This window comes from Fibrobacter sp. UWCM (genome assembly GCF_900129735.1).
Classification (GTDB): domain Bacteria; phylum Fibrobacterota; class Fibrobacteria; order Fibrobacterales; family Fibrobacteraceae; genus Fibrobacter.
Map to the genome: position 1 here is coordinate 50,555 of NZ_FQWR01000017.1, position 24,726 is coordinate 75,280.

The 24,726-nt window shown below is 57.3% G+C and carries 17 protein-coding genes and 1 riboswitch; of the genes, 13 read left to right on the top strand and 4 right to left on the bottom strand.

Features of this window, described 5'->3' with window-relative positions; translation table 11 throughout:
• Positions 1 to 137: 137 nt before the first annotated feature.
• Positions 138 to 2,354, bottom strand: coding sequence for a glycoside hydrolase family 5 protein (locus BUB22_RS11320; protein WP_254794733.1), 2,217 nt, complete (start codon positions 2,352 to 2,354; stop codon positions 138 to 140).
• 374 nt (positions 2,355 to 2,728) lie between these two features.
• On the opposite strand from BUB22_RS11320, the gene BUB22_RS11325 reads away from it, so the two are divergent.
• From BUB22_RS11325 to BUB22_RS11350, 5 genes are all read left to right on the top strand, one after another.
• The gene (locus tag BUB22_RS11325; protein ID WP_073115213.1) at positions 2,729 to 3,643 is read left to right on the top strand and encodes a T9SS type A sorting domain-containing protein; all 915 of its coding nucleotides are present in this window, start codon (positions 2,729 to 2,731) and stop codon (positions 3,641 to 3,643) included.
• A 258-nt stretch (positions 3,644 to 3,901) separates the two neighbouring features.
• A complete protein-coding gene (locus BUB22_RS11330; protein WP_072809525.1) occupies positions 3,902 to 4,813 on the top strand; it encodes a T9SS type A sorting domain-containing protein in 912 nt (303 codons plus the stop codon).
• Positions 4,814 to 4,993: 180 nt separating this feature from the next.
• Positions 4,994 to 6,385, top strand: coding sequence for a glycosyl hydrolase family 8 (locus BUB22_RS11335; protein ID WP_073115214.1), 1,392 nt, complete (start codon positions 4,994 to 4,996; stop codon positions 6,383 to 6,385).
• A gap of 282 nt (positions 6,386 to 6,667) precedes the next feature.
• Complete coding sequence (locus tag BUB22_RS11345; protein ID WP_073115216.1) at positions 6,668 to 7,648, top strand: BatD family protein; 981 nt, start codon at positions 6,668 to 6,670, stop codon at positions 7,646 to 7,648.
• A 43-nt stretch (positions 7,649 to 7,691) separates the two neighbouring features.
• Positions 7,692 to 9,383: a DEAD/DEAH box helicase gene (locus BUB22_RS11350; RefSeq protein WP_083535511.1), complete on the top strand. Its 1,692-nt coding sequence runs from the start codon at positions 7,692 to 7,694 to the stop codon at positions 9,381 to 9,383.
• Positions 9,384 to 9,436: 53 nt separating this feature from the next.
• On the opposite strand, the gene BUB22_RS11355 is transcribed toward BUB22_RS11350, so the two are convergent.
• A complete protein-coding gene (locus BUB22_RS11355) occupies positions 9,437 to 10,453 on the bottom strand; it encodes a Fic family protein (protein ID WP_073115217.1) in 1,017 nt (338 codons plus the stop codon).
• A gap of 70 nt (positions 10,454 to 10,523) precedes the next feature.
• Positions 10,524 to 10,719: riboswitch (cobalamin riboswitch) on the top strand.
• 4 nt (positions 10,720 to 10,723) lie between these two features.
• On the opposite strand from BUB22_RS11355, the gene BUB22_RS11360 reads away from it, so the two are divergent.
• The 3 genes from BUB22_RS11360 to BUB22_RS11370 all read left to right on the top strand — a co-directional run bounded on the left by BUB22_RS11360 (position 10,724) and on the right by BUB22_RS11370 (position 14,875).
• A complete protein-coding gene (locus tag BUB22_RS11360) occupies positions 10,724 to 12,769 on the top strand; it encodes a TonB-dependent receptor (protein ID WP_083535512.1) in 2,046 nt (681 codons plus the stop codon).
• 40 nt (positions 12,770 to 12,809) lie between these two features.
• Positions 12,810 to 13,964 (top strand): NHL repeat-containing protein, encoded by a 1,155-nt coding sequence (locus tag BUB22_RS11365; protein WP_073115219.1) that lies wholly within the window; start codon positions 12,810 to 12,812, stop codon positions 13,962 to 13,964.
• Between the two features lie 68 nt (positions 13,965 to 14,032).
• The gene (locus BUB22_RS11370) at positions 14,033 to 14,875 is read left to right on the top strand and encodes a 50S ribosomal protein L11 methyltransferase (protein ID WP_073115220.1); all 843 of its coding nucleotides are present in this window, start codon (positions 14,033 to 14,035) and stop codon (positions 14,873 to 14,875) included.
• Between the two features lie 71 nt (positions 14,876 to 14,946).
• Here BUB22_RS11370 and BUB22_RS11375 read toward each other — a convergent pair whose 3' ends face one another.
• Both BUB22_RS11375 and BUB22_RS11380 read right to left on the bottom strand, forming a co-directional pair.
• A complete protein-coding gene (locus tag BUB22_RS11375) occupies positions 14,947 to 17,142 on the bottom strand; it encodes a PorV/PorQ family protein (protein WP_073115221.1) in 2,196 nt (731 codons plus the stop codon).
• Positions 17,135 to 17,701 carry a hypothetical protein gene (locus tag BUB22_RS11380; RefSeq protein ID WP_072809504.1) on the bottom strand — a complete coding sequence of 189 codons (567 nt, stop codon included), beginning with the start codon at positions 17,699 to 17,701 and terminating at the stop codon, positions 17,135 to 17,137. The genes BUB22_RS11375 and BUB22_RS11380 overlap by 8 nt, the downstream gene beginning before the upstream one ends.
• Before the next feature lie 77 nt (positions 17,702 to 17,778).
• On the opposite strand from BUB22_RS11380, the gene BUB22_RS16120 reads away from it, so the two are divergent.
• The 5 genes from BUB22_RS16120 to BUB22_RS11410 all read left to right on the top strand — a co-directional run bounded on the left by BUB22_RS16120 (position 17,779) and on the right by BUB22_RS11410 (position 24,587).
• Positions 17,779 to 19,131: an FKBP-type peptidyl-prolyl cis-trans isomerase gene (locus BUB22_RS16120; protein WP_254794734.1), complete on the top strand. Its 1,353-nt coding sequence runs from the start codon at positions 17,779 to 17,781 to the stop codon at positions 19,129 to 19,131.
• Positions 19,131 to 20,663 (top strand): DUF1538 domain-containing protein, encoded by a 1,533-nt coding sequence (locus BUB22_RS11395; protein WP_073115222.1) that lies wholly within the window; start codon positions 19,131 to 19,133, stop codon positions 20,661 to 20,663. Before BUB22_RS16120 ends, BUB22_RS11395 begins: the two co-directional genes overlap by 1 nt.
• A gap of 7 nt (positions 20,664 to 20,670) precedes the next feature.
• Positions 20,671 to 21,096, top strand: coding sequence for a hypothetical protein (locus BUB22_RS11400; protein ID WP_073115223.1), 426 nt, complete (start codon positions 20,671 to 20,673; stop codon positions 21,094 to 21,096).
• Positions 21,093 to 21,488, top strand: coding sequence for a P-II family nitrogen regulator (locus BUB22_RS11405; RefSeq protein WP_139258973.1), 396 nt, complete (start codon positions 21,093 to 21,095; stop codon positions 21,486 to 21,488). Before BUB22_RS11400 ends, BUB22_RS11405 begins: the two co-directional genes overlap by 4 nt.
• Positions 21,489 to 21,584: 96 nt before the next feature.
• Positions 21,585 to 24,587, top strand: a complete 3,003-nt coding sequence (locus tag BUB22_RS11410; protein ID WP_073115224.1) for a fused MFS/spermidine synthase — start codon at positions 21,585 to 21,587, stop codon at positions 24,585 to 24,587.
• Positions 24,588 to 24,726 lie beyond the last annotated feature (139 nt).

Genomic DNA, 24,726 nt, shown 5'->3' on the forward strand with positions numbered 1-24,726 from the left:
CGTATGTGGGCTATTAACCCGTCCCGTATTTTATGGAAAAGGGCATGTGGATTCGACAGAGATGCTCGTTCTCATATGCAAAAAATCCCCGGGCGTGTTGCCCGGGGATTAAATGCCTTAGCGTAAGGGAATCCGGCTTACTTCTTTTCGAGGATGAAGCTCTGGATGCTGCTTCCCTGCTTTACGCGGACGATGTACTTGCCCGTGCTGATGCCTGCAACCGGAATCCAGTTGTGGCCCGCAGCGAGGTTCACCTGCATGCTCTTTGCCACCTGGCCGAGGCTAGTAATCACCTCGACGGAGGCGCTTCCGCTACGGGTCGCCTTGAGGACCATGCCGCCGTTGACGAACTGCGCGGAGAACTTGCCCGCTGCCTTCGCGACGAACGGTATAGGCACGTTGCCCTTGCTTGCCGCAGTGGCGCTGTCGCCCACGATGATGGTAATCGAGAGCTCGGTTGCGGCGCGTTCCGCGGTTTCGGGAGCGGTTGCCGTCACCGTCACGATGGCGTCTTCGTTACCCGCGATGAGGTAGCCCGGAGCACCGGGGATATATTCAATGTAGGGCGAGGCAGCCTGGCCATCGAAGGTGTAGGTGATGGCGGCCTTGCCGTAGGTGGTTTCGGTGGGGAAGGTAACTGCCGTGGTGGAGCCCTTCGCAACCTTCATGTTCTTGAAGTCGCCGCCAACCTTGTCGCCGGTCTTGGTGAACTGAATGGTAATGGTGTCGTTCATGGCGATGTAGCCCGTGACGGCGGGTGCCGTAGCCACGATCTTGGCTTCACCGATGGTGCCCGTGAATTCGAACATGTTCACCTGCGAGTTCTTGAGGCTGCCGTAGCACTTCTTGCCGGTGCAGGTGGCCTTGTTGACCTTCACGATGCTTTCGTTCAGGGACTTGAGGGTGTAGGTGGCGCCCTGGTCGGTCTTGCCGGTGGCGTTCACGACGACTTCCTGCTTGCCGTCGCCATCCATATCGTCCATGGTGTGGCTCTTGGTGCAGGAACCGCTGATGTAGCAGTTGAAGTCCTCGAAGCCGGCGATAGTCTGCTTGGGTTCTTCGGTCACGGTGACGACCGACTGGGAACCGTCATTGCCGGTCATGATGACAAAGCCCGGACCGACAATCGCGCCGGCGTTCGTTACGACGGCTTCGTTGCTAGAAGTATAGGTGCAGCCCGACTTCAGCGAGCTTGCAATGCTACCTGCGCTTTCCTTGACGGTAGTTGCAGTGAAGGAGCAGCTGCCGCTCTTGAGTGTCGCTGCGAATTGGCTAGCCCAGTCGGTAGCGTTCTTGGTGAGGTAGTTCTTCACGAAGGTGCCGGAATTGGTGTAGCTTGCAGCGGAGAGGGCCGCCTGCGTAATGAGCGGCTTGTCGCCTGCGAACATGGCGGAACCTTCTTCGGACTGGTTGCCGACCGTGGTCACCTTCTGGCGCAAACTCCAGTTGCAGTTGCTAATCTTGTTCTGTTCCATGAAGTCGGTCCAGCTGGAAGACGCGCTCGTGTTGGCATCGCCCTTACCGTCGGCGGTTGTGGTACCCCATTCGGTAATGAACACGGCGTTGTTGCTCCTGCAGCTATTGATGTTGCCGCTGAATTGACCCACGGAGTGCGTGCCTGCGTAGAAGTGGAACACGTAGCCGACGTTCTTTTGGTTTACGGTACCGCAGGACCCATTTGGCATCTGGGACCAGTTCGGGGTACCTACGAGGGCGAGGTTGTTGTTGCCTGTGCCACGGATGCCGCTGATGACGTCGTTCGCATAGCTTGCGATAGCGCCTGAGCCTTGGTTGACAGGCTCGTTGAACACTTCCCAGATGATGTTCGGGACGTTATTGTATTTTTGGGCCATTTCCTTAAAGAACGAAGCGGCCTGGCTTTTTTCGCTGTCGGCGCGGTGGCTGTGCCAGTCGATGATGATATAGATGTCGTTCTCGATAGCGGCTTCGACCATTTGGTCGATCTTGCTCTTCTGCGTGTCCCCTGCCTTCATGTAGGAATAGTTGTCGTCAAGCTTGTTGCTTGTGCCGCCATCGCTATCGTAGTACTGGACACCCATGGCGTAGCGGAACACGTCGATTTTCAGATTGTTGACGGCCCACTTGATGACTTCCTTGTTGTAGTACTGGATGCCGGTAGCATCGGACCAGAACATGCTCATGCCGCGGAGCATGGCTTCTTTGCCGCTCTTCTGGCCGACGATTTTGTTGCCGCTGGTTCCCAGGACGCCATGCACCTGCACGGGACCTATGCGGAGGGGTTTTGCGTTTGCGGCTGCTGCGTTGGCTTCTACCGCCCCGAGGAGGATAGCGCCTGCTGCAATCGCCTTGACAGTTTTACTGAACATCGTCATAAAAGACTCCTTTTGCATCAAAGATAAATTATATGTCTTTATTTTTGATGTAAAATGTCGTTTTCCTTGTTTACTTTCGTGTCCTAAACACTACACCCGTTTCCCGCCTTAAAAATATTTAATAGAACCACAATTACTAGTAAAATTCTTTTTACAGTGACGCAGGTCGCACCAAAGTCGGACCGCGTATGCCGGTTCGGGGTAGTTAGTTCCTATTTTCTACGATTGTGGGCAAAAGTGTGACGAAATGAACTCATTTTCGGAAAATGCTTATTTTTTGATTTTTGTTCTTGCACATTCAAAAAAAAAAGATATATTTGCGTTAAACCTTGCTCCCTTCGGGGGGCGTTCACAAAAAAAAAGAGAGAGATACTATGAACAAGAAAATGACACTCGCAGCCGTTGCTGGCGCAGCCGCTATGGCTTTCGCTCAGGGCGCAGTTTCTTCTACCTTCCTCTGGGACGGCACCACCGATACCGAAGGTAAGGTTGAAACCGGTTCCGACGAAGAAACGTCCGGCTACTGGTACGATTACAACGACGCGAACGATGGCGGTGCTTCTGCCTTTACGTTCCCGGCCGACGTCGAAGCCAACGCTTACGACAACTTCTACGGCCCGCTCGTTGAAGCCTACGGTGGCATCAAGGCCACCATCACCCTCGGCGCTGGTTACGACTATCCGTATGCCGGTATCGGCTTCAACATCTGGAGCGAAGGCCAGGAAGGTGTTGACATTACCGCTTGGGGCGGCATTTGCCTTTCCTACCAGTCCACGCTCGGTTTCGGCATCGAACTCGGTGTTGAAGACGAAGCTACCGTGACTGAATACAACAACTACAAGGCCACTGTCGCTAAGGCTGCTACCATTACCGCTTCCGACTTCCCGTGGAGCAAGTTCAGGCAGGGCACCGGCTGGGGCACGATTGTTGACCAGGCTACCGTCCTCGCCAAGACTGCTGCTATCAAGCTGAAGTTCGAAGGCACTGCCGGTACCTCTGGCGACTTCCTCATCCAGAAGGTCGGTTCTAACGGCATGTGCTCCACCAGTCCGATCAGCGTCAAGTCTATCGCCGCTGCCGGTTCTGCCAAGGCCATGCTCTCTGGTCGCACCCTCTCCTTCTCTGGCATCTCTTCCGCCAAGGCTGAAGTGATCAACCTCCAGGGCCAGGTTGTGAAGTCTGCTACCGTCAGCTCCGCTATGGACCTCTCTAGCCTCGACGCCGGTGTCTACATGCTCCGCGTTGCTGGCAAGAACGTCAAGCTCTCTCAGAAGATCGTTCTCGAATAATCTCCTGAATTGAATGTCTAAGGGAACCCCGGATGCGAGTCCGGGGTTTCCTGTTTTTTAATGCTTGCAAAAGATTATTTTTAAGTTATCTGTATTCCAAGTTGGAATAATTTGTATGCTCTTTTACAGGGCCTTGCTTGACCGGAGTCACAAACGGTGCGCTTTTTTTTACGGGGGTGCACATTTTTTTTACTCGTGCGAGAATTTTTGTATAGATTAAAGGGGTACAAGCACGTGGGTAATCACAAGGAGGTTATTATGAACAAGGTAAAAACATTTGCAGCCGTTGCTGGCGCTGCCGCTATGGCTTTTGCTCAGGGCGCAGTCTCTCCGACCTTCCTCTGGGACGGCACCACCGATACCGAAGGTAAGGTCGAAACCGGTTCCGACGAAGAAACGTCCGGCTACTGGTACGATTACAACGACGCGAACGATGGCGGTTCTTCTGCCTTTACGTTCCCGGCCGACGTCGAACCCAACGCTTACGACAACTTCTACGGCCCGCTCGTCGAAGCCTACGGCGGCATCAAGGCCACCGTCACCCTCGGCGCTGGCTACGACTATCCGTATGCCGGTATCGGCTTCAACATCTGGAGCGAAGGCCAGGAAGGTGTTGACATTACCGCTTGGGGAGGCATCTGCCTTGCGTACCAGTCTACGATTGGTTTCGGCATCGAACTCGGTGTTGAAGACGAAGCTACCGTGACTAAATACAACAACTACAAGGCTACCGTTGCCAAGGCTGCCACTATAACTGTTTCCGACTTCCCGTGGAGCAAGTTCAAGCAGGGCACCGGCTGGGGCACGATTGTTGACCAGGCTACCGTGCTTGCGAAGACTGCTGCTATCAAGCTGAAGTTCGAAGGCACCGCCGGTACCTCTGGCGACTTCCTCATCCAGAAGGTCGGTTCTAACGGCATGTGCTCTTGCTGCTCCGGCATCAAGGCTATCGCCGCTGCCGGTTCTGCCAAGGCCATGCTCTCTGGCCGCACCGTCTCGTTCTCGGGCATCTCTTCTGCCAAGGCCGAAGTGATTAACCTGCAGGGCCAGGTGGTGAAGAGCGCGACCGTGGGCAGCACGCTGGACCTCACCGGCCTTGATGCGGGCGTGTACATGCTCCGCGTTGCAGGCAGGAACGTCAAGTTCGCCCAGAAGATTATCCTCGAATAGTCTTTTGTGTAGAATCTCTAAAGGCCTCGGATGAAAGTCCGGGGCCTTTCGTTTCAGCAATAAGTGATAAGATTCACAAAAGCGGCCTGCAGTGCTGGCATCGGGCTGTTTTTTTGTTTATTTTGTAGATAAAATGCAAATTCTAAAGTATATTATAGGCAAAACAGAGAGGTTTTTTGAATGAAACGCAATTGGTTCTTGCCGGCGCTCGCTGTTAGCGCCGCTATGATGTTTTCGGCCTGTGGCGACGATTCTTCTACGTCGTCGACGCCGGTTGTGACTCCGGGTACCCCGTCCACCCCGTCGACTCCTACGCCTGATCCTGGTACGACGCCCACCACGCCTACCACGCAGACCTACGGTATTTTGCCCACGACCGCGAATCCTGCGGCTTCGCTCACCTGGTACGCCTCGTGGAAGGGCACCTACTACAAGTCCTATATCGAGGAAGCGGCTGCATACCCGATACTTGCACAGGACTGGGGCGTGGTATTCGGTGCCTATACGGCTGCGGGAATGTTCCCTGCCCGAATCATCTGGGATACGAGTAGCGACTCCTACTGCGTGATTGACGAATGCACCAACAGCTACAAGAAGCGTGGCTGCACCGTTTCGGAAGGTATCGGCTACGGCATGCTCATTACGCTGTTCGCGGGTGACCTTGATGCGTTCAATTCCCTGTGGTACTACAGCAAGGGCTACCGTGATTACCAGGGAGGCCCGCAGCTGACCCCGTGGAAGACGGGTACGTTCTCGTACGAATCCCTCGGCGCTCCGGCGAATTCCTCCTCGGCGACGGATGCCGACCTGGATATTGCAACTGCGCTTATCATTGCGTACTACCAGACGGGCCTGGCTCCGTACCTGGAAGATGCTCTTGCCATCGCGAACTCTATCTGGACCGAAGAAATCAGCCCGTCGCTCATGATTTATTCCGGCAACATGGCGACCTGGAAGACCGCGGACCCGATTTTCAACCTGAGCTACTTCTCTCCGGTTGCCATCAGGCTCTTTGCCCAGGTGGACAAGAACCACGACTGGACCGGCGTGCTCAACACGATGTACGACTACATGCTGAGAGTGCAGGCGGCGGGCACGGGCGTGTTCCCCGACTGGACGAATACGGCGGGTGTCGCTGTGAACCCGAAGAACGGCAGTGCCGACAAGACCTACTGGATGTTCTACCACGAATCCGTGCGCATTCCGTGGCGTATTGCGTGGGACTACTACTGGACGCAGGATCCGCGTGCCCAGCAGGTGCTGAACACCCTGAACACCTTCATCTCGACCAAGTCGGGCGGCGACCCGGCGAACCTCGAGACTACCGGCAAGGTGATGTATTCTGCGGTGGCTGGCCAGCCTGACGGTTCTACGAACTCGCTGCTGCCGAACTGGCACGGTGCTTGGTGCCTTACCGGCATGGGCGGCAACCAGGCCTGGCTCGATGCCTGCACGGCGAGCTTCAACACGAAGAGCTTCAGCGGGTTCAACTACTTCCCGCATATCCTGATGACGATGTACAGCGAACTTCTGAACGGCCTGTTCGTGAAGCCCGCGACGCTCCCGCTTTAGGATAAACGAAAATTGTGGAAAAGACGGCTGCCCTTCGGGGGGCCGTTTTTTTATTAGTCATTAGTCTCTGGTTATTAGTTACTGGAATTGCGGGGTATGGGATGTTTATTGTTGGGAAGGCGATGATTGTTTCGGGTATAGGAAAGTTTATGGCGGGAGTGGGGATGTGCGCGGTTCTCGGCTTTTTGTATATGGCATCTGCTTCGCAGATGCATATTGGGCGCCTCGGTCATGTGCAAGCGAGCTAGCACGCGACACTCGGCTTTTTGTATATTAAGTACCATGGAAAATGATTCTTTGAATGTGGAAAATGTTGCGGCGGATTCCGCGTTGAATGCTGGTGCGGGTAGCGCGCCAGATTCGGGTGCATCTTTGGATTCGGGGGCAGTTGCGCCGGCGATGCCGACGCCCGAACAGCTCGGGATTTCGATTACGGCGGGGCCGGCGGACGGCATGCCCGCGATTACCGTGGGAGATACGTTCGAGTTCCCGGTAACGGTGAGCTGGAGCGTGCAGGGTAGCGCCCTCCTGGTGGTGCCCGCAGGCTCCGCGAACGCGAAGGGGCTCACGCAGGTGGGCCTGTCGCAGGAATCTTCGCGGTCTGTGAAGGACGGCAAGGAAATAGCCTCGATTACCTTTACCTACAAGATTGCGGCACAGGATACGGGAAGCCTGCATATACCGGCGTTGCGCTTCGAGATTCCGACCCAGATGGGGCAACCGATTGACCTGCGGAGCGAGAGCGTGGATATTCGCGTAGAGGAACCCTTTAACCCGCTCCCGATTGCGGTGGGTGCAGTGGTGGCCCTCTGCGTGCTTTTTGCGGGCCTGTGGCGCGCGAAAAGGCGGGCGGCGGCACGGGAGGCCGTTGCCACGAAAAACGCCGCCCAGGAGGCCCTGCGCGAACGTATGATGGTGCTCAAGCAGCGCGTGAACGTGGCGGATAGCCGCGAATGGCTCCTGGAGCTGGAAAGTATCGCGAAGGAGTTCGTTTTCGAGAAGTTTGGCGCGGATGCCGGTTCGGGTAAGGACGGCGGCTCGGGATTGAATTCGGGCAAGGACGGCGCGGGCGGTTCTGCCGCGGGTTTTGAAAGTGCCGCCGCGGTGAACCTGGATGCCCTTGTGAAGGAAGGCAGGCTCAAAGGCTGGGAAACGATTGTAGAGGAATTCGCGCACGCCCGCTACGGCGGTGGCAAGCGCGACGGGTTCGAGAATAGGGAAACCTGGAAGGCCGCGATGCGGCTCATGGGCATAGAGGAATAGACTCTAGGAAAAGCGGGCGTGCTTTTCTATCTTTGGGCGCGTTATGCTATTTTCGGAACTTCCCCTTGCAAATCCCCTGCAGCGTGCCGTGCGCGCCGTGGGCTACGAGACACCGACCCCGATTCAGGAACGCTCCATCCCGAGCCTGCTGGAGGGCCGTGACCTGCTGGGAATCGCCCAGACGGGTACCGGGAAGACGGCGGCGTTCGCGCTCCCGATTCTGCAGCGCCTGCTCGATTCCGGAAAGTTCCGTGCGCCCAAGACCTGCCGTGCGCTGATTCTGCTGCCCACCCGCGAGCTCGCTATCCAGGTGGAGGAATGCTTCAAACAGTACGCGCAGTTTACCGCGATTTCGACGGCGTGCATCTTTGGCGGGGTGAATGATGCCTCGCAGAAACGTAACCTGGTGCGCGGCGTTGACGTGCTGGTGGCGACTCCGGGAAGGCTGCTTGACTTGATTGGCCAGAAGGCGGTATCCCTGAAGGCGCTCGAGTTCTTTGTGCTCGACGAGGCGGACCGCATGCTCGACATGGGGTTCATACACGATATCCGCAAGGTGGTGGCCTTGCTCCCGCAGGTGAGGCAGAACCTGTTCTTTAGCGCGACCATGCCCGACGACATCACGAAGCTTGCGGCGACGATTCTGCGGCCGGACCCGGTTCGTGTGGAAGTTGCCCCGCAGAGCACCCCGATTGAACGCATCCGCCAGGAACTCTACCGCATCGACAAGCGCCGCAAGGGGGCGCTTTTGAAGGAGCTTTTGCTGGCCCACCCCGAGATGAAGAAGGTGCTCGTGTTCAGCCGCACCAAGCACGGCGCCGACAAGATTACGCGCGTCTTGGAGAAGGCGGGCGTCAAGTGTGCGGCGATTCACGGGAACAAGAGCCAGAACCGCAGGCAGGAAGCCCTCGGGAATTTCAAGAGCGAAAAGATTCGCGTGCTCGTGGCGACAGACATTGCCGCCCGCGGGATTGACGTGGACGATGTTTCGCACGTGTTCAACTACGATTTGCCCGATGTGCCCGAGACGTTCGTGCACCGCATTGGCCGCACGGCGCGTGCGGGCAAGGACGGCATCGCGATATCTTTCTGCTCGCCCGACGAGGAGCAGGATTTGCGCGCCATCGAGAAGCTGACCCGCGTGAAGATTCCGGAAGGCGACCAGGCGATATACGATAAGCTGCCGCCCCCGCAGAAGGAGACCGCCGAGAGCGAGATGCGCAATGCACGCGGTCGCATGAACCGCGGGGAAGCGCAGGCCCGCGCGGATAAGTCCCGCGAGAAACCCGCCCGCGGGAAGAAACAACGGGCTGATGATGCGCGCGGTTTAAAACAGGAGAATGCGCGCGGCTCAAAATTTGAGCATATGCGCAAAGACCCTCGCCTTGTCGTCCACAAAGTGGATAACTCAACTAAGGCAACAAGTTGCCAAGTTTCGTATAGCGAGGGTGACGAGGGTAATAAACGCGGGGGTGACGGTAACATGCGCGGCTCAAAATTCGAACAGAAGCGTATAGACCCTCGCCTTGTCGTCCACAAAGTGGATAACTCAACTAAGGCAACAAGTTGCCAAGTTTCGTATAGCGAGGGTGACGATGGTAATAAACGCGAGGGTGACGAGGGAAAAAAGCCTGGAAGCAACGGCCAGGATGGTGACGCTCGCAGGCGCCATCGCCGCAACAGGCCGGGTAGCCGTGCCCGCAGGCGCATGCGCGAGAACGGCGGCGCCGTTTAATAACTGCGATAAACGCGAGAGCGGCTTAATAACTGCGATAAACGTGCGGGCGGTTATTCCACCACACTGTAGGTCTTGCTGCGCCCGCCCTTCTTGCTTGCGGCGACAAGTCCTTTTTCCATGAGGCTCTGGATTTCGCGCAGTGCGGTATCGTGGCTTGTTCCGAAAAGGGCAGCGGCATCCTTTGCCGTAAAATCCCGCGGAATACTCCCTGAGAGTACGGCGTTCAGAAGCGCCTGCTCGCGTTCGCCCGTGGGCGTGCCCGAGTGCCTTGCCTGGAATTGGAAACGTTTTAGCCCGGGTTCAAGCGTGTTTTCGCTTGTATGTACTGCGCTTTCGACCTGGTTCAAAAACCAGAGTATCCACCCCGTAATGTCTCCGTTCCCGCACTGTGTCTTGTTTATTATGCTGAGGTACTCGTCGCGGTTCTTTAGTATCTGCGTGTTCAGTGCGTAAATCAGGTGCGTGGAGTTCCGTGCCCTGCAGAGCTGCATCGCGGTAATGGTGCGGGCGAGCCTTCCGTTCCCTTCACGGAACGGCCTGAGCGTAAGGAACCAGAAGTGCGCAATCGCAGCCTTTATCATGCCTTCTTGCGGGGTGGTCTCGAACCAGTTCAGGAAGTTTTCAAGTTCGCCCTGCAACCTTTCGGGACCGGGTCCGCTGAACTGGAAGCCCTGTGCGTTTTCGGTTACGGTGCTTCCTGTGTCGCGGAGGCCGGAACTGCCTGTGCGGAATAGTGCCTGGTGCCAGCTTTGGAGGCGTTCGGGCGTGAGCGGGTTCTGGGAGTTCGCGATGGCGCCCAGGTAGTTCTTGACGTGCGGTTCGTTCCCCTGTGCCTTCAGCAGTATGTTCGCGAGAACCGGTTCCGTGTCGAGCGGGTGCGAATCAATTGCGAAGTTTGCCACGATGTCTTCGGCGAGGAGCCTGTTTTCGAGTTCGCGTTTGCCGCAGATGTCGTAGATGCCGGCGAGTTTCCCTTCGGCAAAACGGGCCCTGCCGAGTGCGTCGAGCACTTTCTTTGAATCGAATCGGAAGTGAGTCCAGTCGGGGAATTGGTGGATGAACAGCATGGTAAGAATATAATTTTTTTTGACGCATGGTATGCGTAGAAAAAGATGCTATATTTTGCAAAAAGTTTCCTGTGCCCTGAAAAGCTCTTGCAGGTGGCCCAGCCGGGCAGTTTGCAAGGAGAGAACCCCGTGAAAGCCGGGGGCGGTCGCGCCGCTGTAAGGGAGGACGAAACCGGCATGAACCAATGCGCGTGACCCGCGTGTGAAGGAGCCGGGAGTAGGTTGATCCCCGAGCCAGAAGAACTGCGGGAAGCGTGATGTTGAGGAACGATGCGAACGACGTCATTCTGCAAAGCCGCTGTACCTGCGGTGTTTTTGTGCTGTGCATGGGTTAGCGCCCACGCGCAAGTTCCGCAATCGTCCAAAGATGTCGCCGTTGAAGAATCCGCACCCGCGCAGGATTTGGGAGTGACGGAGGTTGCAGGTGTCGAAGAATACGTGCCTGCAGAAGACGCGAACTACACCGAAATTACCTCGGCCGCATGGGAAGGCAAGATGCTTTCGGCGGCGGACCTGCTTGCGACTCTTCCGGGAATCCAGTCGTACAGGCAGGGAGGCCACGGGAGTTTCCAGACGGTATCTATCCGCGGGATTGCCGCACGGAATATACTGATTTGCGTGGATGGCGTTCCGCTGAACGATGCGAGCGGGGGTGCGGTGAACCTCGGCTCGATAGACCTGAACCAGATGGAAAAGGTCGAGGTGTACAAGAGCAATGTGCCCGCGAGGTTCGGGGTTTCGGGCCTGGGCGGGGCGGTCAACTTTGTCACCAAGAATGCAGTAAAGAAGGGCGGCCGCGTGCTGGGCGCCTACGGGAACCATAACCTGTGGGAGGGCTCGTTCCAGGTGGCGACTCCCGTGACCGATAGCCTCATGTTCGCTTCGTCCTTTGCCACAAGGCATTCCGACAACGATTACGAATACACCAACCGGAACGGGACGCAGTACAACGACGATGACGACTACACGGCGACCCGCGAGAACGCGAAGTACACCGACGTCTCGGGCAACGTGCAGTTCCGCATGCTGCACGGGAACGGCTACTTTTCTACGTTGTCTGTAACAGCGTCCCGCTACGAGGGCGGAAACCCCGGCAAGGAAGAGCAGCAGACGAAGGTCGCGAAATTCGTGGGGGAGTCGGCACTGATCCGCTACGGGATAGAATCCGTGGGGTATTTTGACGACAGGCTCTTCCTTTATGGAGGGGTTTCGGCCCGGTTCGACAAGAACCTTTCCAGCACCTACTACCCGCTGGACCACGTGGGCTACGGCAACAACCGCTTTATGGAATACGGGGCGGCCACCTACAAGGTGGTTCCCGAAGTTTCGGCGGAGTGGGCGCCCGTGGAGCGGCTGAAGGGTTCTGCCCGGCTGGCGCTGGAATGGGAGAATGCGGCGGCCCGCGGCGATTCCAAGGACTGGGAACTGACCCGCTGGACGGGAATGGGTTCCGGTGAACTTTATTACCAGATGTTCAAGTACGGAGGGCTTGGCGGCGAGGGATCGGCGCAGTACCTGAAGGACCACCTGGACGACGGTTACTTTGTACAGCCTTCGGGCTCGCACCATCTGGAGTACGCGTCTGACCGCGATTTGACTTTTGCGGGGCGCCTCTTTACGCGGCTGGGGGCGGGCGGTTCCCCGCTGACGGGCGAGGTTTCGCTGGGGCGCTTTTACCAGCAGCCCGCCCTGATGGAACTTTACGGGACGTTCCCCGGGGCACTTTCGAATCCGGACCTGAAGCGCGAAAAGGCGACCAAGTTCGAGGCTTCGGGGCTCTACAGGTTCCCCGGGAATAGGACCACGTTCAGGGCGTCGTATTTTGAATCGCATATAGAAGATGGTATTTGCTGGGTAATTTCGGTAGAGCTCCTGCGGGCCGAAAATGTCGCGCGGTCGCTTGTTCGCGGCGCCGAACTGGAACTGAACAGCAGCCCCTCGCGGTTCTTGGATGTGGTACTGCGCGCCACGTTCCAGAAGACGGAGGACCGCTCCAACTCCAGTACCTACAGGGGCAACATGCTCCCCGGCGAACCGGAACGTTCGTACTATGCCGAGGCGACGCTCCACCTGCCGCTGCGCCTGGATTTTACATGGGCTTCGGAATGGCGCAGCGTTATCTACAGCGACCGTGCGAACCGCATGGACCAGCCTGCCGTGGACAACCATCGGGCGAGCCTGAGTTACCGCCCCTTCGACAAGACGCGCCTCACCTTCTCTGTGGATAACATTACCGACGAGAAATACCGGAATTTTTACACGCCCTTCCCTATGCCGGGGAGGGAATACAAGTTCACAATCATACAGGGGTTCTAGCCCCCGCGCTTAAAAGCGTAAAGCCAGAAAAGGAAAAAACATGAATAAGAAAATGAATAACGTTGTTGCGGGCGTGGCGAAGCAGTCCTTCGCTGCCGTGGCTGCAGTAGCCCTCGCTTTCGGCCTCTCCGCTTGCGGTGATGACTCCAGTTCCAGCACGGGTCCGCAGGACGATCCCGAAAAAGTGGAAGTGTCCCTGACGGGCGTGGTTTTCGGTTCTGACTACAAGACCGGCGAACTCCGCTGGATTGACAAGGACGGCAAGGTTTCCAAGAAGGGCGTCTCGTTCTTCCAGGATTCCAAGGTTGTCGTGAACGGCGCCGACCTGTACGTGATGGAACGTATGGGTGCCGACAACATTTCGCTGGTTGACCCTGAAAAGCTGGAAGCCGAAGGCGAAAAGGCCGTGGTGTGGCAGGCTTCCCTGGACGACGGCGCAAACCCGGTCGACATGGTTTTTGACGGCGAGAATGCCTGGGTCGCTCTCCAGAATGCTGACTCCCTGGTCAAGATTTCTACGGTTGACGGCAAGGTGGTCAAGTCTGTGAAGACGGGCAAGTTCGCTTATGAGGGCGAAACCTCTCCGTACGTCGCCGACATTGAGCTGAACGACGGTAAGCTTTATGTGCTGATGCAGCGCTACACGATGGACCCTGAAACCTGGGCGACCACATACCCCAAGGGCCTCCTTGCCATTTACGACGCATCTACGGGCGACCTGAAGGATACCGTGCAGTTGCTCAAGCAAAACCCGACTGCCATGGCTTTCTTTGATGGGGCCATTTATGTGGCAAGCCAGGGTGAATACAACGATTCTTACGGAACCGATGCCGATGACAAGCGCGGTATCGAAAAGGTGAACCTCAAGGATAAAAAGTCCGAATTGGTGGTTTCTGGCGAAAAGCTCGGTGGCGGCGTCTATGCGTTCGTTGCAGACAAGGGTACCGCCTATGCCGCTGTCTATAAGGGTTATGGCGATGTTCCTCTGGCCAAGATTGACCTGTCTGCCAAGAAGGTGGAAAAGGTGGAAGGCATTGCCGATGCCGAAGGGTTCATCGCCGCCAAGGACGGCGTTGTGCTGGTAGGTGACCGCAGCTTCGAAGCCGAAAAGGCATACCTGATCAAGGATGGCAAGGCCAATGCCCTTGAACAGCCCGAAGGCGCGCTCGCTCCGTACAGCGTCGCTCTGTTCTAGCATTAATCATTACACCTCAAGAAACAGGCGCGTCGGTTTTCCGATGCGCCTTTTATTAAATTTTTTATATGCAGAAAATTGACACATGGTACAAGGCGGAGGGCTATTGCCCCGAAGAAGAATTTGAACTTGCAAGCTACCTGCTCTTTGAGGCGGGAGTGGCGACGCTCGAGGAACTGGACCCGAAGGCGGAAGGCCGTACGGACTTCTGTTTTTATACCGGCGACAAGGCCGAGCGTGACCGCATTGTGGCGGAGTTCCCGCAGTACCATTTTACGCTGAGCGAGGAGCCCGCGAAGGATTGGGACAAGTGGTGGCGCGACCGTGCGCAGCCGGTCCATGTGTCGGAACGCCTCTGGGTGCGCCCGCCCTGGGTGGAATTCACTCCCGACGACCCGAAGTCCGTAGTGCTCGAACTCGAGGCGAAGACCGCGTTCGGGACGGGCGAGCACGATACCACGAGCAGTTGCGCCGCCCTGATGGAGTCGGTGGATTTTGACGGCAAGTCGGTGCTCGACATCGGCACGGGAACCGGCATCCTCGCGATGTTCGCGCGCCGCCTGGGAGCGAAACTTGCAGTAGGTACCGAAATTGACCCGCTCACGGTTCCCTGCATCGCGGAAAACTTCGAGCGCAACGGTTTTGGCGAGAGCGACTGCGTGCTCGGATTCCTGGACGCCTTCCGGGATGGCGCGAAGTTCGATGTAATCCTCTGTAACATGATCCGGAGCGAACTCTGGCCCCTGCGCGACGATATCGAGGACCTGCTCGCGCCGGGTGGCGAGTTGATTATCAGCGGCCAGCTCCTGACCGAGAAGGACTACATTCTCAAGTGGTTTGAAGAAGCCGGCTTCAAGGTAAAGGAAGAACGCATAAGTACAGAGTGGTGGAGTGTGCTTGCACAATCCTAAAATCAATATGTGTCTAAAAAAGAAACGCGGGTCGGTTGCCCGCGTTTTGCTTTTACAGGATTGGGAGCCTGCTAGAACTTGAACAGTGCGCCGAAACGCATCTGTCCGTCGCGCACGCCGTCGTTGTCGCCCACGTCCATGATGGTCGCGAGGTCGAACTGGAGCATGTCCGAAATCATGAATCCGATGCCGAAGTCGGCCTCGTTGCGCTTGCCCGTCTGGTCGTAGAGGTAACCGACGCGGAGCGCCACCGTATTCGCGTAGATGAATTCCAGGCCCGTATTGAACACGCCCTGCAGGAGGGAGTTCTTGAATGCGGTAAACCCGTGTCCGCCGCGTTCCGGATGCCCGATGGATTTCCAGCAGGCGATGTAGAACGGTTCCGGGTCGCCCTTGTCGTCGTCGTACACGACTTCACGGTTGTAGTCGGCGGCGACGGTGAGCCTGTAGTCGGCGAGCGAAAGGATTTCGTAAGAGAGCCCGACGCGCCAGGTGAGCGGAATCGGGTCTTCGATGGTCTTGTCCACGTAGTACACGCTCGGGCCGATGTTCGCGAGCACGAGGGCGAAGTTTAGTTTGTCTATAAACAGGTCCTTCTTGAGCACGCCGATGTCGAACGCGTAACCGAAGGTGGTCGCTTCCTCTTCACCGGCACCTGCACCGGAACTCAGGTCGGAATAGAATAGCTTGATGCTGAGGCCCAGACCCCAGTTGTTCGGGAAGCGGGTACCGTAGCTTACGCCGCCCACGATTTCGGAACTGTTGTAGGCCACCAGGTCGTCGGCGTCAACATCGCCCGAGACGACCGTGGAACCGAAGCTCACGAAGTTCACGAAGAACCCGAGCGTTCCCCATTCCGCAACGGGGACGGTCATGCCGCCGAAGAGGTGGTAGAGGTCGGGAATGTTCAGGACAGGCAGGAGCTTTTCGTAGAAGGCGCTCAGCTGGTAGTCGGCGTCCTTGTAGATTTCCATGCCGCTTGCGGTGCTGAACCACACGTCGTTGCCCTGCGGCAGGACCTTCCATACCTTGTTCGTGGAAAGTCCGTTGCCCGAATGGAAGTGGAGCCATTCGTCATCCTTCTTTACGCTGCCTTCCTGTTCGGCGACTCCGCGTTCAAGTTCCGCCTTGCGTCCGCTTGCGGTTGCGTAGTCGGGGAGGTGGCGCCACACGCCCTTGTCGGTCGCAATCCAGATGTGGCCCTTCTGGTCCACCGAGATGTCGTTCACCACGTTGCCGTCGAACTGCACCTGTTCCCACTTGCGCAGGTTGAAATGGCTGAGGCCGCCCTTGTGTGCCGCCCATACGTGTGCGGAACTGTCGACGGCGAGTGCGGTCGGGTGCAGGTCCATGATGCCGTCCTCTTCGTTGAAGAGGCTCCAGCGGTCCTTGTCGTTCACGCTCTTCTTGGGCACGAGCCTTGCGATGCCTGCGCCATCGACGGCGACAAACAGTTCCTTGCGGCTTTCGGACCACACGAGCGCGTTAATCTTTTGGCTCGGGAGCACCTTGCCCTTCTGCTCGAACTGGCCGTTGCGGTAGAGGAACAGCCCGTTGTCGGTGCCTATCCAGAGCGATGCGCCCTGGTTCACGAGTGCCGTGATGCGGTGGCTGCCGATTTCATCTTCGTAGTTCTTCCATGCCTTGCCGTCAAAGCGGTAGAGCGTCTTCGGGGTGCCTACCCAGAGCTTTTCGGTGCGGCTCTCGTAGAGGAGCGCCGTGATGGTGTCCTTCACGATGAGGTTCCACGGGATTTTCACTTCCACCACGTGCGATTCGTCGTCGGCGTTCTTGATGTCGTTGAATTTCTTGACCTGGCGGGTGTATTCGTCGAGCCCGCGTTCGGTACCCGCGAAAACGCGCACGGCGTCTTTCACCTTCGCGTTGCCCTGCAGTGTTACGGTGTGGTAGTCCACCCACTGCTCGCTGTCGTACTTGAGGATTCCGTTCACGGTCCCTGCCCAGAGTTCGCTCTTGGAAAAGAACCCGTTCTTGGCACGGCTTGCCATGTTGGTAAAGTGCGGGGTTGTCTTTGCGTCGGCGGGGAACGAAACCTTCCATTCGTCGGCAAGCGGCCCGAAGGCGAGGCCTGCGGGGTTGTAGTACATGGCGGTTGCGTCGTCGGCCAGCGCTGCACCCACTTCGCCCATACCGAGCTGGCGTGCGCCAACGGGCATTTCGAGCGTGATGATTGCCGAACCTGCGGCAAGCGAGAGTGCTGGTGCAAAAAGGAGCGCGGAAAGTAGGTTGCGTGGCGTGTTAAACAAGTTGCCTCCAGTCCGGAACGTCGTAGCTGCTTCCGTGCGTGGGGAGTACCGCCTTCCAGCCGGACTTGCTCGGGTTTTCCCAGGGCTGCTTGGGCAGGAGCTTGCAGTCGCATCCGAGTACGTAGGGTGGCAGGATTTCGGCGTGGTTTCTAATCTGTTCGCGGGTAATGAAGTTTTCCTCGTGGACGAACTTCACGTATTCCTTGCCCTTGGGGCCAAGTTCTATGCGGTAGGTGACGGTGCCGTTCTGGTCGCCCTCGTCGATGGTCCTGATGGTTTCCTCGATGCTCTCGTTCCACTTGTCGAGGTATTCCTTCCTCTGTTCGGGCGTGAGGTTTATCTGTGTCTCGAGCCAGGCGCGTATGGAATTTTCGGAGGGCTTTACCGCGGTGATGGATTCCCTTGCCGGGCGGACCACCACGGCGTACTTGCCGGATACGTCAATGACCGGCTTGATTTCCTCTTTTTCGTCGGCGCTGTGGATGACCACGTACGCACCGATTCCTGCGAGGATTATGGACAGGAGTACGATAACGATGACAATGACGACAGAGAGCATAATCTTTCCCGTTCTATATTGCAATTCCTCTTTTTTTCAAAACTAGCATTTTTCTATCTTGTGGAGTAGGAGTTTTTATGTCAAAATTCAAGATTTTTATTGTTCTGTTGTTTTCTAGCGTTGTATGGGCGGTTCCGTTCAATATTGATGTGGTAAAAACCGGTGAAGGCGACGAGATTCGCGCAGGGCAGCTCATCAAGGTGCACTACAGGGGCTACCTGTATGCCGACATGCTTCACTATGACAGCCTGAAGGTCGCTGCGGCTCAGGATTCTATCGCGAAGGCGCAGGCGGATTCCATTGCTGCCGCTACGGCGAAGAAGGACTCGAAATCGAAGGCGAAGGACAAGAAGGCAAAGGCTCCGGTCGATACGGTTGCAGTCGCGGACAGTGCCGCGGTAGATAGCGCGCTTGTGGACGAGGCCTCGGCAGATACGCTTACTCCCTTTGCCGATACGTATGCAAGTGGCGAACCGCTCGAGTTCACGATTGGCGTGGGCCAGGTGATTGCCGGCTGGGACAAGGGTATTGTGGGAATGAAGGTGGGCGAGGTCCGCAAGCTTACAATCCCTTACGTGATGGCATATGGCGAGAATTCTCTCGAGGGCATTCCCCCGTATTCCGACCTGTATTTCGAGGTGGAACTTGTCTCTGCCGAAAAGCCGATGGAACCCGACGTGTTCCCGAAGGATGTGAACAAGCTCGCGTGGAAGGCGAAGGACAAGGGCCTCAAGATTTATGACGAGAAGGCGGGTACGGGCAAGCCTGCGATGGCGGGTTCTACCCTGAAGGTGCATTACACGGGCTGGCTCGTGTCGGGCCGCAAGTTCGGTAGCTCCAAGGACTTGGGCAAGCCTTTCGAGGTGGTGCTCGGCGTGGGCAAGATGATCAAGGGCTGGGAAGCAGGCCTTGACGGTATGCGCGAGGGCGGTGTCCGCTGGCTTCGCGTTCCCCCTTCCATGGGGTACGGCGCGAGCGCGTTCACGATGATCCCGCCGAACTCTACGCTTGTGTTCCGCGTCGAGCTCGTGGAATCCATGGTGGACCCCGAGGTGGCGGCCAATATGGATTTCTTCCCCGATACGGCGTCGCTCACGTTCGAGAACGGTTCCGAGGGCCTGCGCTATGCGGTAATCCAGCAGGGCGAAGGCGAACCCGCCAAGGTGGGGGCCGCGGTGAAGGTGCATTACACCGGCTGGATGACCAACGGCTACAAGTTCGACAGTTCCCGCGACCGCGGACAGCCCTTCGTGTTCCCGCTCGGGCAGGGCCGCGTGATTCGCGGTTGGGACCTGGGTGTCGCGGGCATGCTTCCGGGTGAAAAGCGCATCCTCGTGATTCCTCCGGGACTCGGCTACGGCAGTCGCGGCGCGGGCCCCATTCCGGGCGGCGCGACGCTCATCTTCGCAGTGGAGTACCTGGGCGAGTAATGCTTAAAATCCTGTCCGAAAAGCTGAAGGAATCCTTCGCGTCGGTACTTCCCGTTACGCTCATAGTCCTCGTGCTTTCGTTCACCCCGCTGGTGAGTTTCTCTACGAAGGAACTGCTCGTGTTTGCGGTGAGCGCGGTGTTCCTTGTGGTGGGAATCGGATTGTTTAACCTGGGGGCGGACCTTGCCATGACGCCGATGGGCGAACACGTGGGTTCGGGCCTTACCAAGTCGCGCAAACTCCTTTTGCTCCTTTCGGTGTGCTTCGTGATGGGCGTGCTCATTACGGTCGCGGAGCCCGACCTCTCCGTGCTTGCCGAGCAGGTGAAGAACGCGGTCGAACCGATGTTGCTTATCGTTACCGTGGGTATCGGAGTCGGGTTCTTTCTGCTCCTTGCCATCGTGAAGGTGGTCTGGAAGAAGGACCTCTCGACCATTATCATTTTCTTCTACATGGCACTGTTCATGCTGGGCATGCTCATGCTCACCTTCGGCAAGGAGCAGTTCGTGCCGCTCGCCTTCGATTCCGGCGGCGTGACGACCGGCCCCATCACGGTGCCGTTCATCATGGCGCTCGGCGTAGGTGTCGCCGGCGCCATCGGCGGCAAGAACGCGAACGAGAACAGCTTCGGGCTTATCGCGCTGTGCTCCATCGGGCCTATCATGGCGCTCATGGGTCTCGTGATTTTCTCGAAGGGCGACCTTACCTACAAGCTTTCGCCCGAGAGCTATTCCATTGACGCAAGCCTCGGCGAGAACTTTATCCCGACGGTCGCCGCGGTCGCCCACGAGGTGCTTGTGGCCCTCGGGCTCATCGTGGTATTTTTCCTCGCCCTCCAGTTCGTGGCGCTCCGGCTTTCGCGCTCCAAGCTCGTGCAGATGTCGTTTGGCATCTGCTACACCTTCGTGGGGCTTGTCGTGTTCCTTACGGCGGTGACGGTCGGGTTCATGCCCGTAGGTTTCGAGCTCGGGTGCAACCTCGCGAAGATGCCCCGCGCGCTTGTTGTTTCTGGCTTTGTCATCGGCATGGTGGTCGTGCTCGCGGAACCCGCGGTCCACGTGCTCAACAAGCAGGTCGAAGACATCACCGGCGGCCTCGTGAGCAAGCGTTCCATGCTCATCGCCCTCTCGGTGGGTGTCGGGCTCTCCATCGGGCTCTCGATGATCCGGATTATCGTGGGTTTCCCGATTATCTACTACCTCATTCCCGGCTACTTCATCTCGCTTGCGCTCTCGTTCTTTGTGCCCAAGCTCTATACCGCCATCGCGTTTGACTCGGGCGGTGTCGCGAGCGGCCCGCTTACTTCGAGCTTTATTCTCCCGCTCTCTATCGGCGCGTGTTCCGTGATTCACGATGGAGGCGATTCCATACTGAGTTACGCCTTCGGGATTGTCGCGATGGTCGCGATGACCCCGCTCATTACCATCCAGGTGATGGGCTTCAGGGCGATTGCGTCCAAGAAAATCAAGAACCGCCTGATGATGCGCCGCATCCAGGATGCCGACGACGAACAGATTATCGATTTTGTGTAGGTAGGCCATGGCAGAACTCAAGAAGTCAAGCATTGCGAGAAGGCTTTACGGGCGGGCGAACGGGCGTTCGCGTGTGTCCATGAACCGCCTTAAGATTCTCGTGACCGTCGTGAACCGCGCAAAGGCGGATTTCTACATGGACCACATCCAGTCCTTCGGCGTGAACATGCAGATGCTCGTGTTCGGGCACGGTACCGCCCCGCGCGAGATTGCGACTGCGATGGGCCTTGCGGATTCTGAACGCGCAGTCATCTTCAGCGTCATTGGCGAGAACAACCTGCGCGCCGCCCTCGATAGCCTCGGCGAGAAGTTCAATACCATTGCGGGAGGCAAGGGAATTGCCTACACTATCCCGATGTCGAGCATCATCGGCAAGTCCATTTTCAACTTCCTGAGCGATAACCGCGATGCGGTACGGAGGAACGAAGCATGAGCGCATTCAACCACGAAGTCATCTTCTGCATTGTGAATACCGGATTCTCGGAAACCGTGATGGAAGCGGCGAAGGATGCCGGCGCCCGCGGAGGCACTATCCTGAATGCCCGCGGTACGGCGAACAAGGAGGCCGAATCGTTCTTCCACATTGCGATACAGCCCGAAAAGGAAATCGTGATGATTCTCGTGGACTCGAAAATCAAGGACGCGGTGCTGCATGCGCTTTACCAGAAGGCGGGCCTTGACACGATGGGGCAGGGAATCGCGTTCTCGCTCCCCGTGGAAGACGTGGTCGGGCTTACCCCGTGGAAGGCCGTGGATAAAGACGGCAAGACCATCAAGATGCCCATATTCAAGAAGCCTAGCGAAGCTACCGAAGAAACAAAGTAAAGTAATTGCCCGCGTACCGGCAATAAACATCTTGAGGCCGGCAATTCTAGTAACTAGTAACTAATAACTAGTGACTACTTACTATAATTACATACCATGAACGTTCTCATTTATTTTCTGTTTGCACTTTCCGGGTTCGCTGGCCTCATTTACGAAGGTTCGTGGGCGCGGTACCTCAAACTCTTTCTAGGGCATTCCAGCTACGGCCAGGTGCTCACGCTCTGCATCTACATGGGCGGGCTTGCCATAGGCAGCTTTGTCGCGGGCAAGATGGTCGAGAAAGTGAGGCGCCCGCTGCTTGGGTACGCCGCGGTGGAACTTGCCATCGGGATTGGCGGTGTGGCCTACCACCCGCTGTATAATGCGCTCACGGGATTCTTCTTCGATAGCGAATGGGTGGCCGGCCTCGGGTTCACGGGTGCGGAAATTGCAAAGATTGTGCTTGCTACGGGTTCGACCCTCCCGATTGCGATTGCGGTAGGCATGACCTTCCCGTTCATCGCTGCGGGTCTCATGCGCAAGAGCGGCGCGGAGGTCTCGCTCCCGATGCTCTACTTTACGAACAGTTTCGGTTCCGCTATTGGCATCCTTTTCACGAGCTACATGCTCATCCCGGTTCTCGGGAATCACGTTACCTTGTGTGTAGCCGCTTCGATAAACTTCCTGCTTGCCGCTATTTTCGGGTATATTGGGTTTACCACGTCGCCGAACCACGAGGATGACGAGGATGAACTTCCAGGCGATGCCGCCGAGGGGGCAAGTGCTGCCCGCGAGCCCCTGAACGAGGACTACGCGGCGGAACATCACCTTGCGATGCCCCCGAAATCCACGTGGTTCTGGATTGCGGGCATCACCGGCCTCACTTCGTTTGTCTATGAAATCGTGTGGATTCGCCTGCTGAGCCTCTTGATGGGGTCGTCGAGCCACAGTTTTGACCAGATGCTTTCGGCGTTCATCCTCGGGCTGGCCATAGGCAGTGCCGTCTCGGGCAAGCTCCTGAAGAAGGATTCCCTCGTCGTGCTCTCGATGGCGCAAATCCTGATGGCCTTCTTCGCGCTCTGCACGCTCTACTTCCACAAGCCGTTCTGGGAGATGATGAATGAGGCGAACCAGATATTCAACCCCACGAATGACGGTTACGTTTGCTGGAGCCTCTTCAAGTATGCGCTCTCCGTGCTGTGGATGGTGCCCACGAGCTTCTTTGCGGGCATGACGCTCCCGCTCATTACGATTATCCTCACGCGCGCATTCAAGAGCGAAGCCCCCATCGGGAAGGTCTACGGCTGGAATACGGTCGGCTCGATTCTCGGTTCTGCGGGTGGCGGACTCCTGCTGCTCCCGCTGCTGCAGCTCAAGGGCGCCCTCGTGCTCGCCGCGGTTCTCGACTTCGCGATAGGCTTCGCGTTGCTTGTCGTTTATCGCAAGCGATTCCGCTACAGCGTCGCGTTCTACGTGATTTGCGCCTTCATGGTGTTGCCCTCCATCTTCGTGAATTTCGACCCGCACCTGATTACCTCGGGCGCGTTCCGTGCCTACAAGAACCTCCACCCGGACGAGAAGATTATCGTACGCGACGGCAAGACGGCTACCATCAGTTTCCACGAATCCAACGTGCATTACTACATCAAGACGAATGGCAAGGCCGATGCAAGCCTCGGCAAGGACCGCTCGCGCCCCATCGAGGGTGACGAACTCACGCAGGCCGCGACCGCCTTCATGCCCATGGCCGTGAAGGACAAACCCTACGATGCCGCGATGGTTGGCTTCGGGAGCGGCATGGGCGCGCACTACCTGCTTGCCGACCCGCTCCTGAAGGATTTTGACTGCGTGGAAATCGAGCAGGAGATGATGGACCTCGCGAAGGGATTCTACCCGTGGAATTCCCGCGGTTATGATGACCCGCGCATCCATATCTACATCGACGACGCGCAGACGTTCTTCCTCACGAACCGCCGCAAGTACGACCTGATGATCAGCGTGCCCTCTAACCCGTGGGTTTCCGGCGTGGCAAGCCTCTTCAGTCACGAGTTCTATACCAAGATGCGCCGCTACATCAAGCCGGGTGGCCTGTGGGTGCAGTGGATTCAGACCTACGAGTTCAACGACCAGCTGTTCCTGAACATCTTGAAGGCGCTCGATGTCGCTTTCCCGTACGTGAGCCTGTACAAGGCGCCGGAAGAGCCCGACATCATCATTATCGCAAGCGACGAGCCCGTTTACCAGAAGGCGATATCGCGCTTCAGCACTGATTCTACGCTCGTGAAGGAATTCAAGCGCATCCACCGCGACCCGGAATTCTTCGGCGAACAGAACTTCCTGTTCACCTCCAAGATGGTGCAGTCGCTCATGGATGGTGTGGCCCCGAACAGCATCTTCACGCCGATGGTCGACAACAAGGCCGAAGAGGCGCGCTTCGTGCATTCGCAGGCGCATATCGTACAGGTGTTCGACAGTTGCGAAGTGTGCTGGCCCGAGTATCTCGATTCTGCGGAGAACGCTCTGCGTCGCCCCGCCCGCGTGAAGCAGATGATGCTGAATGCGGCTGACCCGTACAAGCAGCTCGCGCTGAACGCCTACCTTGACGACGTGCAGGCGAAACTCGATTCCGCGAGGGGCTTCACGGTCAAGGAACCCGATTCCGTTTCGGAACTTTCTGCGATGCCCGCATTGCCTGCCGCCGCGGAAGGTTCGCCCCTGTGGACCAAGTTCCGCATAGACTATATCGAGTGGATTCGCGGTGTCCCGCTGGAAGCGCGCGATACGAACGAGGTCTATGTGAAGGTCCGCAGGCTTGTGGACGAGGGGGCCTTCCCGGCGTCGTTCGTGGACGAGTTCAACATCATGGAATGCGCCCGCACCAAGGACTACCATACGGCCGCCCGCCTCGTTGCAGGTTTCTACGAGAAGTACGAGATGAAGGCAATGGACGAGTTCTTCCTCCGCAACGTGTTGCTTATCGCGATGCTTGCGGGTGAACCCGAACTCGCGAATGCCATCTACCTCGATGCCATCAAGGAGCACGAAAGCTTCTTCCCGGTGGAGAAGTTCCTTATCGAGCGCGAGATTGTGAAGCTCCGCCGCAGTTCTATCCGGAGATGAGCGATTAAAACCTGCAGTCGCCCATGCTTGCATGGGCGCTTTTCTATCCATAACTGTATGGATCCTCGTCTACGCGAGGATGACGTTTCTCGCGAGGATGACGCATACCTATCAAAGAAATAAGCGGGCTTGATACCCG